The following is a 15,514-nucleotide window of genomic DNA, read 5'->3' as shown; positions in this document are numbered from 1 at the left end:
TGCAAATTGAAAAAAGATGCGATTCATTCAGACGTCCACCCAGTGCAGAAAGATGCAATCGATCACGGGATGCTAAACAAGGTGGCGTTGGGAAATAAGTTGAAGCTGGGGACGATATTGGAGAACGGACTGACTTGCAATAAGGGGTACCTGCTCCAACTGTAACTGATTTTCTGGGGGAAGTCCCGACCAGCGGCTCCAAAACCGTAAGACTTGGGTTTCCATTGCCTCTAAATCATGATGTAGCCGTAAACATAGGGGTAAATGGCGATCGCCCCGGAGGACACCGATAAAAATGGCGACCCAAAGGCTGATAATACTCGATTCTGACCGGACTAGGGCGAAACTCTCTGACCAACGCCCGTCACCATAGGCGATCGCCCCGTAAATTAGCAGGCGTTGCTGGGTTGCCCTAGGGGGGTTCCCTGCTCGAATCACCCGACCCAAGCTTACCCAGGTCTGCCCGGAAGTCCAGTGGGATTGCAGCAGTGCGCCCACTGGAGAATATCGCGCGATGTGGGTGTGGAAGTTCCCAGGGGTAAGCTTTTCCCGGAAACAAGCACTCAAGGCCCCGGCTAAATCTAGCACCACAGCGCAGTGTTCCTGGGGCAGGTCAAATTCCCCCAGGCGATCGCCTAAATCTTGGGGATCTTCATGGCAAAACACCAACAATGGCAACAACAAAAACGCATTTTCTAAAGGCTCCTCGGTAAACTGGGGTCGCCAATTACCCAGTGCCCCCATTTCGCTGTATTGGTTCATCAGGGCCTGCATTGAAAGGAGCAGGGGTGAGGTGTCATGGTCTTTAAACTGGCTGGCGATCGCCAACATCATGCCCCGTAATCGGTGATAAAGACTCACAATCATGCCTGAACCTCCCCCTCGGCAGCCTGCCACGCTTCCCACAGATCTGGTCGTCGTACTTGGGTGCGTTCAATTTGCTGGGCCAAGCGCCATGCCGCAATTTTTTGGTGATTACCAGACCGCAAGACCTCTGGCACTTCCCACCCCCGGAACTTAGCGGGGCGCGTGTATTGCGGATAGTCCAACAGCGGCACCTGGAAACTATCGGCTTTCAGGGACGCCTCTTTGCCCACCGTGCCCGGCAGTAAGCGAATCACGCCATTGAGCAACGTCAACGCCGGAATTTCGCCACAGGTCAAGACAAAATCACCCAAGGAAATTTCCCGGGTCACCAAATGCTCCCGCACCCGTTCATCGACCCCCTCATAATGGCCACAGATTAAAACCAACTGGTCATAGGTGGTTAATTCCGCCAAAAGCTGTTGATCAAGTCGTTGTCCCTGGGGCGTCATCAAAATCACCTCCCGTTTGGGTTGCACAGGTAAAGACTCCACTGCCGCAAAGAGGGGTTCTGGTTTTAATAACATCCCCGCCCCGCCTCCATAGGGTTCATCATCAACGCTCCGGTGTTTATCCGTCGTGAAGTCCCTGGGGTTGGTGAAGTGAACGGTGGCAATGCCTTTCCCTAAAGCTTTTCCCAGGAGGCCGGACTGGAGCGGCGAGGTAAAAAAATCCGGAAAAAGGGTCACAAGATCGAAATGTAAAGCCATAGAAAAAGGGGGAGTGAAAGTGATGGTTTTTTGACCTAAAAAAGAATAATCAGCTAATTTGAGAATGACAAGGACTATGCAATAATTGTGGGGATTTTTCTGGATTTCTCTGGTTCTTTTGGTAGGAGTTCAGACCGTAGGAATCTGGTCAATGGCTCGGGCCCAATGGTGGCTGCACCAAGTACAAACGGATCTGGAATTTCGCCACTCATCTGTCCTCAAGATTAAACTAATAATGCCGTCAGAAACTTCTCTTGCTCAGCAAACTTCTTTTAAGAGTTCCATCCTTGTCATTGGGGGAGCGGAAGATAAGGTTCATGGTAAAGAGATTCTCGCTTCGTTCTTCCGGCGGTCTGGGGGAACCGAGGCAGCGATCGCCATTATTCCGTCGGCATCCCGCGAACCGTTATTGATTGGCGATCGCTACCAACGAATTTTTGAGGACATGGGCGTCGCGAAGGTTAAGGTGTTGGACGTGCGCGATCGCATCCATGCTGAAGATCGCTATTACCAAGAATTTGTTGAAGATTGTACTGGCGTTTTTATGACGGGCGGCGACCAGCTTCGCCTTTGTGGTCTACTTGCAGATACGCCACTAATGGAACGCATTCGTCAACGGATTCGCAGCGGCGAAATCACCCTCGCGGGCACGAGCGCCGGGGCCGCGGTGATGGGCCACCATATGATCGCTGGGGGCAGTAGCGGCGAATCTCCCAACCGGGGTCTGGTGGATTTGGCCATGGGCCTGGGGATGATTCCAGAAATTATCGTCGATCAGCATTTTCACAACCGCAATCGCATGGTGCGTCTCCTGAGTACGATTGCCGTGCATCCAGACCGCCTGGGGATCGGCATTGACGAAGATACAGCGGCGGTCTTTGAACAGGAAGGGTACTTAGAAGTCCTGGGCCGGGGGACAGTCACCATTGTTGATGCCCAGGATTTGACCCACACAAATCAGTCCCGTGTCGATACATCGGAACCGCTGAGTCTCCATAATTTGCATCTGCATATCCTCTGCCATGGCGATCGCTACGACCTCAAAAACCATCGGCCAATGTCCGGAAACCTTTAAATGATGGTCACTAACCGACAAATAATCCACGAACAAATTGTCCTAGAATAATTAGCAATTCTAGGGCGATCGCCAAATGTCATACTCCAGTTCACCATTTCCCCTTGACAGGCCACTGCTGCGGATAGCATTGGTCTAGCGCCGCTTATCGTCCACCCAGCGGCATTTGCGCCCAGCCCCACCAGACTTTCAACCACGCCAACCTATGAGAATCCTCAAGACCCTAACCCTCAGAGGCCCCAATTATTGGAGTATTCGACGCAAAAAGTTGATCGTCATGCGTCTCGATCTCGAAGAAATTGCGGAAATCCCCTCCAACGAAATTAGCGGATTCTACGAAGCCCTCAGCGAAACCCTCCCGAGTCTCATCGAACACCATTGCTCCCCCGGTTGCCGGGGTGGTTTTTTAAGCCGTGTTCGGGAAGGAACCCTCATGGGTCACATCGTGGAACATGTCGCCCTCGAACTCCAAGAATTAGCGGGTATGCCCGTTGGGTTTGGTCGCACCCGGGCCACTGGCGATCATGGTGTCTACAATGTCGTTTTTGAATATATCTACGAACAAGCCGGACGTTATGCCGGACGGGCTGCCGTACGTCTCTGTCAATCCATCCTTGATACTGGGCGCTATTCCCCCAAAGAACTAGAGCAGGATCTCGCCGATCTCAAAGATCTCTGTGCCAGTTCAGCCCTCGGCCCCAGTACCGAAACCATCGTCAAAGAAGCAGAATCCCGTGGGATTCCCTGGTCATTGCTCAGTGCCCGTTCCATGATTCAACTGGGCTATGGCCTACATCAGCGACGACTGCAAGCCACCCTCAGCAACCAATCTGGCATTTTAGCCGTTGAATTAGCCTGTGACAAAGAAGGCACCAAAAATATCCTGGCCGATGCGGGTGTCCCCGTGCCCCGTGGTACCGTGATTCGCTATTTAGATGACCTTGAGGATGCCATTGAAGATGTCGGTGGCTATCCCATTGTGATCAAACCCCTCGATGGCAACCATGGCCGTGGCATTACCATTGATATCAAAACCTGGGCCGACGCAGAACACGCCTATGATCTCGCCAGCGAAGCCTCAAAAACCCGCTCCGTCATCGTAGAACGTTACTACAAAGGCAGTGACCACCGGGTATTGGTTATTAACGGTAAGCTCGTTGCTGTCTCCGAACGGGTACCAGCCCATGTGGTCGGGGATGGTCACTCAACCATTGAAACCCTCATCGAAGAAACAAACCGCGATCCAAATCGGGGCGACGGCCATGATAATGTCCTCACCCGCATCGTCATCGACCAAACAGCCCTAAAAGTGCTCGATCGCCAAGGCTTATCCCTGGACACCGTACTCCAGGACAGAGAAATTGCCTATTTGCGAGCCACGGCGAACCTCAGTACCGGGGGCATTGCCGTTGATCGTACCGATGATATTCACCCCTACAATGTGTGGCTCTTTGAGCGGGTGGCCAAAATTATTGGTTTAGATATTGCCGGGATTGATGTGGTTACTGAAGACATTACTCAGCCTCTCCCCGATACCGATGGGGTGATTGTGGAGGTCAATGCGGCCCCTGGTTTTCGAATGCACGTGGCGCCAAGCCGTGGTTTACCTCGCAATGTGGCGGCCCCGGTACTGGATATGCTCTATCCCGATGGTGCCCCCAGCCGGATCCCCATCATTGCCCTGACGGGAACCAATGGCAAAACTACTACCACCCGCTTAACGGCCCATATCTATCGCCAAACGGGAAAAGTCGTGGGCTATACCAGCACAGATGGGGTTTACATTGGTGATTATCTCGCCCAAAAGGGTGATAATACTGGCCCCCAAAGTGCGGCGATGATTCTCCAAGACCCAACGGTGGAAGTGGCCGTCCTGGAATCAGCCCGGGGCGGTATTTTACGGGCTGGTTTAGCCTTTGATCGCTGTGATGTAGGAGTCGTCCTTAATGTCGCAGCAGATCACCTAGGTCTAGGGGATATCAATACCATTGAGCAAATGGCCCAAGTCAAGGGCGTGATTGCTGAAACAGTTAGTCCCGATGGCTATGCGGTTCTGAATGCGGATGATCCCCTCGTTGCCGCCATGGCCGAAAAGGTGCGGGGTAAGGTCACTTATTTTTCGATGCAGCCGGATAATCCCTTGGTTTTAGAGCACATACGACGGGGTGGACTGGCAGCGGTTTATGACAATGGTTATCTGACGTTGTTAGAAGGGGAATGGAAGCTGCAGGTGGAGCATGTGAAGCACGCGCCGGTGACAATGGGGGGCATGGCTCCGTTTATGATCGCTAATGCCCTCGCTGCTTGTTTGGCCGCCTTTGCCCAGGGCGTTGATATTGAACATATTCGCCAGGGGTTACGCACCTTTAAGCCTTCGGCAGCCCAGACCCCAGGGCGGATGAACCTCTTTGATTTGGGAACGCACCATGCGCTGGTGGACTATGCCCATAATCCGGCGGGCTATGAGGCCGTTGGTGCCTTTGTGAAAAACTGGCCCGGCGAACGAATCGGTGTGGTGGGTGGCCCTGGCGATCGCCGCGATGAGGATTTAATTTTGTTGGGGCGCATTGCCGCTGCGGTTTTTGACCGAATTATCGTTAAAGAAGACGATGACAAACGGGGCCGCCATGCAGGGGAAGTAGCAGATTTAATCCTCCAGGGGATTCAAGAAGAGAATCCAGATTGCCAATACGAGACCATTCTCGATGAACAACGGGCCTTAAATATTGCCCTCGATGAAGCGCCCCAGGAGGCTTTGGTGGTGATTTTCCCCGAAAGTGTGACTCGGGCGATCGCCATGATTGAGCAGCGCCTACCCAGCCAAACTAACCCTGGCCTGAATGGGACGACGACTGTCTCTTCCGAAGCTCCGGTGAATTCTCCCTCCATCGCTAGTTAAGGGGTCGTTTGTCCGTAATTCACCTAATTTTTTCAAACAAAAAACGAGCATCCTACGCCTGGAGATCAGGGGCGGGCGTTGCCCCTAGGGAAACTAAAGGAATCGTGCGGTAGTTGCCGAGGATTTTTAAAATTTCTGTGTGGGTCTGGAGTTCCGTCAGGGCTGCTTGAACATCGGGATTTGTAAGACAACCATCGAGATCGACAAAAAATAAATATTCCCCCAGGGAGCGTTTCGTGGGGCGCGATTCAATGCGGCTGAGGTTAATTTTGCGGCGGGCAAAGACCTCTAGGGCACTCACGAGAACCCCAGGAATTTTTGCGGGCAGGGTAAAGGCAAGGGAAATCACATCCCCAGCCGTCTGGACGTCCTTCCCTAAAACCCAAAACCGGGTGCAATTTTGCGGAAAATCACCAATGGCATCTACCACGATGGGTAAGTGGTAAAGATGTGCTGCCCGGGGCGCGGCGATCGCCCCTAGGTGAGGATTGTCCTTGAGACTACCCAAGACCGCCGTGGTTGAATTCGCTTCAATGAGCGCCGCATGGGGCAGATGTTTTTCCAGCCACCGTTGACATTGGGCCAAGGCCTGGGGGTGGGAGCGGACTTCTTTGATCTCGCTAAAGTCTGGGGCGAAGGAAATTAGGGCATGGTGGATGGGGAGAATAATTTGATGGCAGATGGATAAAGGGTGCAATTCCCAGACCAAATCCAAGGCGATCGCCACCGACCCTTGAATTGAATTTTCCACCGGGATCACCGCTAATTGCACCTCATCGTGGGCGAGGGCATACAAACTCTGGGCAATGCTTTGGCAGGGTACTAGATCCACAGCCGGCGATTGTTCCCGCTGCAACCATCCTTGATAGGTCTGTGCCGCTGCTTCGGCGTTGGTGCCCGCTGGCCCAAGGTGAGCAATTTTTATGGTCATACCCGACGATCAATCTGCGAATGTTTCCAATCCTACCAATTTTTAAGGGCGTTGCCGCTGCCGTGGTCGCGTCGTCCACCAGATCATCGCCCCACTGGCCAGGAGCAAAAGCAAGCCCAGGGCATTGAGAAAAGGATAGATCACCTCTAAATTCACAGGGCCAAAATGTCCCCGGTGGAGCTCTAGTAACCAATAAAAATCCGCCGTATTGCCCGTCAAAGAAGCCACTTGAAACAGGGATCCCGTCAACACCGTAATCAACAGAGGCGCGACCATAATCGGCACAAGGCGGCGGTGGATTTGACGGAGATCGCGTTGGGGAAAAGCCATAGCTGCTGTTACCTCGAAAAATAATCCCCTCTATTGTGGGATGTTTTCCAGAGATTGGTGGCTTGGGGCCGGGGCTGTGGTTTGGAAATATTTGTGGGCCGTGTAGGCGAGGGTAACGACCCCTGTCAGAATTGCGCTTTCATCAATGTCAAAGAGGGGGTGGTGCAGGGGATAGTTCAAGCGGTTTTGGTGGCCGACCCCCAAGCGAAACATCGTCCCGGGGAGATTTTCGAGGTACATGGAAAAATCTTCGGCCCCCAGGGAAGGCTCCGGCAAAATTTCTACATGGCGATCGCCCAGGGCTTCCCGACTCGCTTGTTCGAGGATTTTTGTCAAACCGGGATCATTTTGCACTGAAGGTACCCCCCGCTGGTAGTTGACCTTATATTTCGCGCTGTAGGTATTGCAAATATTGGCGACAATATTTTCAATCCATTGGGGTAAATCCGCATGGGTTTCTGGGTGGAGCGATCGCACGGTGCCAGTCATGTGTACTTCATCGGCGATGACATTGGCGGCCCGGCCCCCGTTAATTTTGCCAATGGTGAGGACAATGGGCCGCAGGGGATTTTGGGTGCGGCTGATCGACTGTTGTAGGGCTGTGACCACCTGGGCAGCAATCCAAATCGCATCAATGGCTTGGTGGGGTCGCGCCCCATGGCCCGATTCACCGTAGATAAAAATTTCTAAATCATCGGCGGCAGCCGTCAGGGCACCATAGCGAATCCCAATGTTTTTAGCGGGAATGGTCGGGAAAACGTGTAAGCCAATCACCCCATCGATCCCCACCAAGGCACCGTCATCAACCATCCACTTCGCCCCCTGGGCAATTTCTTCAGCGGGCTGAAATAAAAAACGAATATTACCGGCGATCGCCTCCGGGAGTTGGGCCAAAACCATCGCTGCCCCCAAACCCACCGTTGTGTGTACATCATGGCCGCAGGCGTGCATCACCCCCATGCGAGTGGAAGCGTAATCTAATTTTGTACATTCTTGGATCGGCAGCGCATCCATATCGACGCGGATCCCTAGGGTGCGCGGATCGGTGCCTTGGCCCCGGAGGTTACCGATTACCCCTGTTTTTCCCACGGACTCCTGTACCGCAATGCCGCAGGAAGACAAAACCCCAGACACATAGGCCGCTGTCTGTTGCTCCTCGCCGCTCAGTTCGGGGTGGGCGTGGATATGGCGACGGATTTCAATTAAACGGGGCGCTAAGGTTTCGGCAAGGCTTCTAATTTCGGCGAGCATAGGGGCGGTCAACTTTGGACTGGCAGTTGCAATGGAGGTTTAGCCTTTTATTTTAAAACAGCTAATTTGCTGGCGTTGTTCGGAGTTGTTGCTCACTGACGGCGATCGCCCCTGGATTTTTTAAACCACCCCCACAACAAAAATCCCCAGAAAAACTCCGGGGATCCAACAACCTTCTCCAAAACAAAAGACAAAACGACGAATTTTAAATAATGACAAGCTCAAATCAAACCAGCAAACACAGGTTTTTTAGATGGCACCCATGCTACCTAGGCCGAGGATTACCCCAACACCGAGGATATGTCCGAAACTCGTGGTTGCTAAGAGCGCAGGGAGACCCATGCCACCGAACATATCAGGCATCGGCAATTCGGGGCCTTCGGAGGGGTGCTTAATGGTGGCTTTCCCAATGGCGATCGCCAAAACATTGCAGATCACCATCACAACAGCGACTTTGGGGCTCCAGGCCATGGTGGTGGGCACAGCAGCGGCAACGGTAAGGGCAAGGGACATAAATCTTGACTCCTAAATAACGATTAAATAAATTTTGGATTTTTTAGCGTAATTGTCCCTAGTTTTGCCCAAAGCTGAGCCTTTGCTTTATTTCCTTTGCAATACTTAGCAACATCGTAAAGTTTTATAAATAGATCGTCCCCATCGGCTACTCAGTACGAATTAATGCCAGTTCAATTTCATCTTCTGTGGGTTGGGCGATCGCCGCTGTAACATCGGGGCCAAAAAACCGTTCAATTTTCTCCTGGCGCGTCTGCCAATCTTCCAGGGAAAATAACGGCGACTTAAATTCCAGTACCAACGCATAGCGTCCTTCTCGGGATTCCTCGCGGATGTGGTGTAACAGGGGTCGTTCTTCGTCCGTCGGGCTTAATCCTAAGCGTTCTAGGGCATCATCTAAATGGCAATCTTGACCGTAGCGATACCGGGTCACATCTTTTCTGATTTGCTGTTGGGTCGCCGTTGCTTGGCTGTCCCGCAGTGCTTCTAATTCCGGTGAAAGCGCTTTGCTGTAGGCGATCGGTTTAATTTCCGCTGCCTTGAGGGCCAACCCCCCCAAAAGAATCGGGATGCCGTAGAACATTCCCGCCAAATTCAAGGTGGCATTACCAAAGCCATAGGCCGCAAAGCCGACCACCGAGAGAATACCTCCCACCACTAAACCCACACTACCCAGGGAAATTTTGCCGAACATCCAGTTGCCCCATTAATCCTAAAAAACACAAAACGTTACTAATCTTAACACGGTGATTTTAGGTCGTCGGCAAACTGTAATCGCTATTGGGCGTGGAAGGATCAGTAATTGTCGCCACCAAAGTCTTGATCACGTCCTTCGCGCCTTTGCCACCAGTGACAATCACCCGATGGGCTAAAACAAACGGTGCAAGGTATTTGATGTCATCGGTCGTAATGAAATCTCGATCCGCCAAGAACGCATAGGCCTGGGCCGCCCGCTGGAGAGCCACCGTACCCCGGGGACTGACCCCCAGAATAATCCCTTCGTAATTACGGGATTTTTGGACAATTTTGACGATATATTCCTGGATCGATTTTTCGACGTGGATTTGATTCACGAGACTTTGGAGTTCACGCATCTCCTCTAGGGAAATACAGGGCTTGAGTTCCTCTGGGGCAATGCGGGATTGGTGGAGTTGGAGCATATCCACCTCCTCAGAAAAGCCAGGATAGCCGAGGGTAAGCGAAAGAATAAAACGGTCCATCTGGGCTTCTGGAAGCGGGAAGGTGCCCTGGTATTCGATGGGGTTCTGGGTCGCAATCACGAAAAAAGGTTTAGGCACTTTACGGGCTTCACCATCGACGGTCACCTGTTGCTCTTCCATCACCTCAAGAAGTGCGGACTGGGTACGGGGGGTGGCCCGATTAATTTCGTCGGCGAGGAGGACATTGGCAAACACAGGGCCGGATAAAAATTCAAATTCGCGGCTACTGGGGTTCCAAATGTTGGTGCCTGTAATGTCACTGGGCAAGAGATCGGGGGTGCATTGAATCCGCTGAAAGCGGCCATTGACGGAACGGGCGAGGGATTTTGCTAAGAGGGTCTTGCCGACGCCGGGGACGTCTTCGAGGAGCACATGGCCGCCACTTAACATCGCCACAAGGACAAGACGAATGGCATCTTCTTTACCGACGATGGTTTTCGAGAGGTTATCGGTGAGGTCACGAATGCGTTCTTTCATGCTGATTGGAGGTGGTGGTGAGCAGGGTACGGGCGCGATCGCCATCCTGGTGAATTTGATTTTGGAGGGCCTGGAGGGAGGCAAATTTTTGTTCTGGACGCAGGTAATGGAGGAGATCCACCTTCAGGTTGGCCCCATAGAGATCCTGGTGATAATCCAAGAGGTGCACTTCCACCGTCGGCAGGGCAGTGGTTGTGACCGTGGGACGACACCCAATGTTTAGTATGCCCCATTGGGCGGTGGGCAAAACATCGCTGGTGACTTGCACCGCATAGACTCCGTATTTCGGTAAAAATTTCGTCGCTTCTCCCTGGAGATTGGCGGTGGGAAAACCGATTTGACGGCCTAATTTTTGACCATGGGTTACGGTGCCTTGGAGGGAATAGGGACGACCGAGGAGTTGATTTGCGTATTGAATTTGTCCCGTCGCCAGGGCTTCACGAATGGCAGAACTGCTAATTCTTGTTTCGGCTTCCCGGCACAGGGGCGTGATATGGACATCGATCCCAAAGCTTTTGGCGATCGCCTGGAGATCAGTGGCACTGCCACTCCGCCCCCGACCAAAGGAAAAATCACTCCCGACACTAATGGACTGGGTTTGTAACTGTTTGACGAGGATTTCGGCGACAAACTCCTGGGGAGAGAGGGCCGCGAGTTCCCGGTCGAAGGGGAGTAACACCAATTGTTCGATCCCAAACTGCGCTAGAAAGGCTTGTTTTTCTGGGAGGGGCGTGAGGAGATGTTGGGGGTTCCCAGAGAAAAACTCCCGGGGGTGGGGGTCAAAGGTGACAACGGTGGCGTGGATTTTAGGAGAATTTGAAAGGCGATCGCCCACCACAACCCCTTGGGACAGCGCCCTTGCTTGGGTAACCGCCGGGGCAATGACCCGCTGGTGTCCCCGGTGAACTCCGTCAAAATTGCCCAGGGCAATGCAAGTGGGTGTTAACGCTTCAGTTGTTGATGAGATTACCCGCACGCTTTACAGTCCGAAACATTTGACCGTATTTTATACCGATATCAGACGGATAGTGCTTGGGCCGACCCAGGCAGCCCAGGATTTCCTTCTCCGGAGGCTTGCAAAATAATGGTCTTTCCTTCTTGGGCGATCGCCGTTTGGGGAAAAACAGCCTGGGCCGCTGCTTGGACGCCATCAAGGAAATCATCACCATGGCTTGGATCATGGTGAAACAAAATTAATTGCTTAACGTTGGCGGCCTGGGCCACCTTCACCGCCTCTTGCCAGGTACTATGGCCCCAGCCCACTTTGCTATGGCGCGGATCATGATATTCCTCGTCCGTGTAGGTCGCATCCATAATGAGGACATCGGCCCCCTGGGCGAGCCGTAGCACTTGATCATCGAGGCGATCGCCGTAATGTTCCGTGTCTGTGATGTAGGCGACCCCCAAACCCTGCCAGTCCACTCGATAACCCACCGCGCCACCGGGATGATTCAAAGGCCCATTGGTGACTCGTACTTCTCCGAGGGACACCGTTTCCCCCAGAGCCAAGGCAACAAAATTTAACTCCGCCCGCATCACCTGGAGAGGCACCGGAAAGTTGGGATGGAGCATTTGGTCATGGAGCCGTTTTTGAATCGGGATCTCGTCGTCCGCAGTGACGCCATAGATATTGAAACGATTTTGCGGCTGAAAAGCGGGCGTAAAAAAAGGAAACCCCTGGATATGATCCCAATGGGAGTGGGAGAAAAATAAATGGGCAGCGATCGGTACCGATTCAGCGACTAACGCTTCACCCAGCAGGCGAAGTCCCGTACCGCCATCAAAGATTAGGCGTTGATTTCCCGCGCACATTTCCACACAGGAGGTGTTGCCCCCGTAGCGGACGGTTTCTCTCCCGGGACAAGGAATACTGCCACGCACCCCCCAAAACTTGATCTTAAATTCCGTCTGGGTCTGGGCCTGGGCCATGGCTCGTAAATATTACGTGAACATTAAATGAATTGACGTGGGAAGGGGGTCTTGCCTGAGATCGTTGGTTTTTGGCGATGCTAAGACTGCCCTAGGGCTTCGATGCGACCAGCATTTTTATTGGTAAAACAAGCAAGATAGTAAGAATAGCTACCGTTAGACTAACAAACCCTGCCATCGATTTAGGGGGTTTGCATCACTTACGTAGCGTGATTTGGATCACTAGATCAACGACCTAGGTGGTGCAGTTGATTAATAACCTCAGTACAGGTTTGGGTTACTTGGTTCAGGGATTCTTTTTTCACGGCTGGGGGTGGGGCGATCGCCTCACCGATGCGCACGGTTAAAGGTACCGATTGGGGCATTTTCTTCCCCTTGACTAAAATTTTCTCAGTGCCCCAAAGACTAATGGGTAATAAGGGAACCTGGGCTTTCGCCGCAATGAGGGCTGCACCAGGTTTAGGATCGGTGATCGTACCGTCTGGAGTCCGGGTTCCCTGGAGAAAAATACCTACGCCCCAACCTTGTTCGAGGGCTTTGATCGCCGCGCGGATCGCCCCCCGATCCCCAGCTCCCCGCTTCACTGGGTAAGCGCCATAGAGGGCGATCGCCTGCTTGAGAATTGGCACCTGAAATAATTCTTCCTTCGCCATAAAAGCCACCGGACGACAAAGGCAATTGGACAAAATCGGCGGGTCAAAGTTACTGGCATGGTTACTCACCGCGATAAATGGCCCCTCCCTGGGCACATGCTCAACCCCATACACCCGGCCCCGAAAATACGTCCGAAACACCGGGTTCACAAAGCCCCACTTAAAGGCACGGTAAAGAATCAGGCTACTCAAAGGTTCCCTGACGCGGGGAGATTCTAACTCAGGCATGGTGAAACAAGCGGCGAAACAACGGATTTGATCAGTCGATATTACCGCGATCGCCGGATCGATACCTAGACTCTCGGGACGAATTCAGAGAATTCTCTCCTTCGTGACCTGTGGTGATGGAATTCCTGATGATTTGTCGAGTTTTGCCCATTGGCTTTCGTCTTGGCCCCAAGCGTTATTTTGTAGTTTAAAGAACTTAATTTTTTCTTAAGATTCTTTTGGGGATCCAGAAACACTTTTAAGAATAAGGTTTTATATCAAAAATTGTTACTTAAATTACAAAAGAAAAATTCGGAAAACATCTTGCCAAAATGCGAATAGATAAAGAAATATCAAACTTTCAAGAAGAACTATTTTGCTTAGCTTATGTCTTTGTAGTAGACGTTACAACCATTGGGGATCAATCGGTGTTAGCTTATCATCGAGAGATATAAAAGACTATTTAAATATTTACCCAGGAATCCCATGGCTCAAATCCTTGATCCCATCCCAAATGATGACAACAAAGCTCTACTTTGCTGCTATGTAAATGCAACCAGTCAAATTCAAGTTGCGCGTATTACAAATGTTGAAGATTGGTATTTTGAGCGGGTTGTTTTTCCCGGGCAACGGCTAATGTTTGAAGCCCTCCCCCAGGCGATCTTAGAAATTCATACGGGGATGATGGCGAGTGCTATTTTATCGGACACGATCCCCTGCTATCGTCTGGCAATGCAAGAAACTGGCTCGGAAACAGATGAACCAGAGCCGGCCCCGGTGAATCAAGATATTCCTGCGGCTAGACCAGTGGCGATCGCCCCCTAAGTTTTTCCTTAAATTTTTGCCACGAGCCATCCTCCGGGGTGGTTTTATTTTGTCTTCCCCCATCGTTAAACCCCAAAGCCAAAATGTAAGATAGAATACCGCTCCTAACTCTATTTGACCTTGACCGCCCATGACTAAGACCCTGCCTTCTGTAACTGTAATTGGTGGTGGCCTCGCTGGCACAGAAGCCGCCTGGCAAATTGCCCAAGCCGGGGTTCCGGTCACTCTCTATGAAATGCGGCCCGTCCAAAAAAGTCCGGCCCACCATACCGCCGACCTCGCTGAATTGGTTTGTAGTAATTCTTTTGGGGCGGCCTCCAGCGATCGCGCCGCTGGATTGCTTCACGAGGAACTTCGTCGCCTCCAATCCGTGATCATCAGCACCGCCGACCAACACCGGGTTCCTGCGGGGGGAGCCTTAGCCGTTGACCGGGGCGTTTTTAGTCAAGATCTCACCCAAAAGCTTGCCGAACATCCCCTCGTCACCTTTCGCCGGGAACCCCTAGACCAAATCCCCAGCGAAGGAATTACTGTTTTAGCGACTGGGCCTCTGACCACCGCTGCCCTCGCCACAGAACTGCAACAATTCACGGGCTTGGAATATATGAGCTTCTTTGATGCCGCCAGTCCGATTATTGTTGGTGAAAGCATCAACCAAGACATTGCCTTTCTCGCCTCTCGCTACGACAAGGGAGAAGCTGCCTATCTCAATTGCCCGATGGATCCAGCCCAGTATCAGGCGTTTCGGGCTGCCCTTTGTGAAGCAGAGCAAGCAGAACTGAAAGATTTTGAACTGGAGACCGCGAAATTTTTTGAGGGCTGTCTTCCCATCGAAGAATTAGCCCGCCGTGGTGAAGATACTATGCGTTTTGGCCCCCTAAAACCCGTGGGTCTCTTTGACGCTCGCCTTGGGGATTTTCGCGCCCCCGAAAATAAAGGCAAACGTCCCTATGCAGTGGTGCAATTGCGCCAGGAAGATAAACAAGGTCAACTCTGGAATATGGTGGGCTTCCAAACCAATCTTCGTTGGGGCGAACAAAAGCAGGTGTTCCGAATGATCCCTGGGTTAGAAAATGCTGAATTTGTCCGCATGGGCGTGATGCACCGCAATACGTTTTTAAATTCCCCTGAGTTACTCGAAGCAACGCTTCAATTTAAAAAACGCCCGACCCTCCTCGCCGCTGGCCAGTTGATTGGCACCGAAGGTTATACAGCAGCCGCAGCAGGGGGATGGCTCGCCGGAACCAATGCCGCGCGGTTAGCCCAAGGATTAACTCCTTTGACCTTGCCGGAAACCACCATGATGGGCGCTCTCTTCGAGTTTATCCATAGTGCTTCCCCCAAGCATTTTCAACCGATGCCCCCCAATTTTGGCATTATTCCGCCCCTAGCAGAACGCGTACGGAGCAAGAAAGAACGATATGGCGTTTATCGCGATCGCTCCCTCACTGACCTGGAGCAATGGCGGGAAGAGTCTTGTCGTCCAGCCGCCTTAGTCTAATAATTTCGTAACATCCCCCAGGTTCACCAAGATTTTTGACTCAGCAAGCGTACTTTGATGGTGCGCTTTTTTTGTGAGTAGAGAAGTCGGCGATCGCCAAAAAAAATCCCCCGATGATTACCGGGAGAT

The 15,514-nt window shown here is 52.1% G+C and carries 15 protein-coding genes; 4 read left to right on the top strand and 11 right to left on the bottom strand.

The genetic code is table 11. The features are described 5' to 3' along the window. Positions 1-72 precede the first annotated feature (72 nt). Together AWQ24_RS12275 and trmD are read right to left on the bottom strand one after the other, a co-directional pair. A complete protein-coding gene (locus AWQ24_RS12275) occupies positions 73-867 on the bottom strand; it encodes a hypothetical protein (protein ID WP_065716978.1) in 795 nt (264 codons plus the stop codon). Continuing rightward, positions 864-1,574, bottom strand: coding sequence for a tRNA (guanosine(37)-N1)-methyltransferase TrmD (gene trmD / locus AWQ24_RS12270; RefSeq protein WP_065716977.1), 711 nt, complete (start codon positions 1,572-1,574; stop codon positions 864-866). Before trmD ends, AWQ24_RS12275 begins: the two co-directional genes overlap by 4 nt. A 235-nt stretch (positions 1,575-1,809) precedes the next feature. Here trmD and AWQ24_RS12265 point away from each other — a divergent pair, with 235 nt between their 5' ends. Beyond that, entirely contained in the window at positions 1,810-2,649 is an 840-nt protein-coding gene (locus AWQ24_RS12265; protein ID WP_065717376.1) for a cyanophycinase, read from the top strand. 205 nt (positions 2,650-2,854) lie between these two features. Then, the gene (gene cphA / locus AWQ24_RS12260; RefSeq protein WP_065716976.1) at positions 2,855-5,548 is read left to right on the top strand and encodes a cyanophycin synthetase; all 2,694 of its coding nucleotides are present in this window, start codon (positions 2,855-2,857) and stop codon (positions 5,546-5,548) included. 52 nt (positions 5,549-5,600) lie between these two features. Here cphA and pheA read toward each other — a convergent pair whose 3' ends face one another. The 9 genes from pheA to AWQ24_RS12215 all read right to left on the bottom strand — a co-directional run bounded on the left by pheA (position 5,601) and on the right by AWQ24_RS12215 (position 13,080). Continuing rightward, positions 5,601-6,479, bottom strand: a complete 879-nt coding sequence (gene pheA / locus AWQ24_RS12255; RefSeq protein ID WP_065716975.1) for a prephenate dehydratase — start codon at positions 6,477-6,479, stop codon at positions 5,601-5,603. A gap of 42 nt (positions 6,480-6,521) precedes the next feature. Then, positions 6,522-6,809, bottom strand: a complete 288-nt coding sequence (locus AWQ24_RS12250; protein WP_030006891.1) for a hypothetical protein — start codon at positions 6,807-6,809, stop codon at positions 6,522-6,524. A 30-nt stretch (positions 6,810-6,839) separates the two neighbouring features. Then, a complete protein-coding gene (locus tag AWQ24_RS12245) occupies positions 6,840-8,060 on the bottom strand; it encodes a M20 family metallopeptidase (protein WP_065716974.1) in 1,221 nt (406 codons plus the stop codon). A 249-nt stretch (positions 8,061-8,309) separates the two neighbouring features. Next, the gene (psaK, locus tag AWQ24_RS12240; RefSeq protein WP_012307997.1) at positions 8,310-8,573 is read right to left on the bottom strand and encodes a photosystem I reaction center subunit PsaK; all 264 of its coding nucleotides are present in this window, start codon (positions 8,571-8,573) and stop codon (positions 8,310-8,312) included. 148 nt (positions 8,574-8,721) lie between these two features. Further along, complete coding sequence (locus AWQ24_RS12235) at positions 8,722-9,267, bottom strand: DUF2854 domain-containing protein (protein ID WP_065716973.1); 546 nt, start codon at positions 9,265-9,267, stop codon at positions 8,722-8,724. Between the two features lie 58 nt (positions 9,268-9,325). Next, a complete protein-coding gene (locus AWQ24_RS12230) occupies positions 9,326-10,270 on the bottom strand; it encodes a MoxR family ATPase (RefSeq protein WP_012307995.1) in 945 nt (314 codons plus the stop codon). Further along, positions 10,251-11,246 carry a bifunctional riboflavin kinase/FAD synthetase gene (locus AWQ24_RS12225; protein ID WP_012307994.1) on the bottom strand — a complete coding sequence of 332 codons (996 nt, stop codon included), beginning with the start codon at positions 11,244-11,246 and terminating at the stop codon, positions 10,251-10,253. Before AWQ24_RS12225 ends, AWQ24_RS12230 begins: the two co-directional genes overlap by 20 nt. Positions 11,247-11,287: 41 nt before the next feature. Beyond that, positions 11,288-12,199 carry an MBL fold metallo-hydrolase gene (locus AWQ24_RS12220; RefSeq protein ID WP_065716972.1) on the bottom strand — a complete coding sequence of 304 codons (912 nt, stop codon included), beginning with the start codon at positions 12,197-12,199 and terminating at the stop codon, positions 11,288-11,290. Positions 12,200-12,426: 227 nt separating this feature from the next. Then, the gene (locus AWQ24_RS12215) at positions 12,427-13,080 is read right to left on the bottom strand and encodes a 1-acyl-sn-glycerol-3-phosphate acyltransferase (RefSeq protein ID WP_065716971.1); all 654 of its coding nucleotides are present in this window, start codon (positions 13,078-13,080) and stop codon (positions 12,427-12,429) included. A 465-nt stretch (positions 13,081-13,545) separates the two neighbouring features. On the opposite strand from AWQ24_RS12215, the gene AWQ24_RS12210 reads away from it, so the two are divergent. Further along, positions 13,546-13,884 carry a DUF1830 domain-containing protein gene (locus AWQ24_RS12210; RefSeq protein WP_030006887.1) on the top strand — a complete coding sequence of 113 codons (339 nt, stop codon included), beginning with the start codon at positions 13,546-13,548 and terminating at the stop codon, positions 13,882-13,884. Between the two features lie 130 nt (positions 13,885-14,014). Further along, entirely contained in the window at positions 14,015-15,385 is a 1,371-nt protein-coding gene (gene trmFO, locus AWQ24_RS12205; RefSeq protein ID WP_065716970.1) for an FADH(2)-oxidizing methylenetetrahydrofolate--tRNA-(uracil(54)-C(5))-methyltransferase TrmFO, read from the top strand. Positions 15,386-15,514 lie beyond the last annotated feature (129 nt).

Origin of the sequence: Picosynechococcus sp. PCC 8807, assembly GCF_001693295.1 — a bacterium.
GTDB lineage: Bacteria > Cyanobacteriota > Cyanobacteriia > Cyanobacteriales > MRBY01 > MRBY01.
Note: the sequence above shows the minus strand (reverse complement) of the source record. Positions and strands in the feature narration are given on the sequence as shown.

Bases quoted from the DNA above. Each gene is read 5' to 3' on its own strand.
- AWQ24_RS12245 (WP_065716974.1), bottom strand. From the start codon at position 8,060: ATGCTCGCCGAAATTAGAAGCCTTGCCGAAACCTTAGCGCCCCGTTTA.
- AWQ24_RS12235 (WP_065716973.1), bottom strand. From the start codon at position 9,267: ATGTTCGGCAAAATTTCCCTGGGTAGTGTGGGTTTAGTGGTGGGAGGT.
- AWQ24_RS12210 (WP_030006887.1), top strand. From the start codon at position 13,546: ATGGCTCAAATCCTTGATCCCATCCCAAATGATGACAACAAAGCTCTA.
- AWQ24_RS12265 (WP_065717376.1), top strand. From the start codon at position 1,810: ATGCCGTCAGAAACTTCTCTTGCTCAGCAAACTTCTTTTAAGAGTTCC.
- AWQ24_RS12230 (WP_012307995.1), bottom strand. From the start codon at position 10,270: ATGAAAGAACGCATTCGTGACCTCACCGATAACCTCTCGAAAACCATC.
- pheA (WP_065716975.1), bottom strand. From the start codon at position 6,479: ATGACCATAAAAATTGCTCACCTTGGGCCAGCGGGCACCAACGCCGAA.
- AWQ24_RS12275 (WP_065716978.1), bottom strand. From the start codon at position 867: ATGATTGTGAGTCTTTATCACCGATTACGGGGCATGATGTTGGCGATC.
- AWQ24_RS12250 (WP_030006891.1), bottom strand. From the start codon at position 6,809: ATGGCTTTTCCCCAACGCGATCTCCGTCAAATCCACCGCCGCCTTGTG.
- AWQ24_RS12220 (WP_065716972.1), bottom strand. From the start codon at position 12,199: ATGGCCCAGGCCCAGACCCAGACGGAATTTAAGATCAAGTTTTGGGGG.
- cphA (WP_065716976.1), top strand. From the start codon at position 2,855: ATGAGAATCCTCAAGACCCTAACCCTCAGAGGCCCCAATTATTGGAGT.
- psaK (WP_012307997.1), bottom strand. From the start codon at position 8,573: ATGTCCCTTGCCCTTACCGTTGCCGCTGCTGTGCCCACCACCATGGCC.
- trmD (WP_065716977.1), bottom strand. From the start codon at position 1,574: ATGGCTTTACATTTCGATCTTGTGACCCTTTTTCCGGATTTTTTTACC.
- AWQ24_RS12215 (WP_065716971.1), bottom strand. From the start codon at position 13,080: ATGCCTGAGTTAGAATCTCCCCGCGTCAGGGAACCTTTGAGTAGCCTG.
- trmFO (WP_065716970.1), top strand. From the start codon at position 14,015: ATGACTAAGACCCTGCCTTCTGTAACTGTAATTGGTGGTGGCCTCGCT.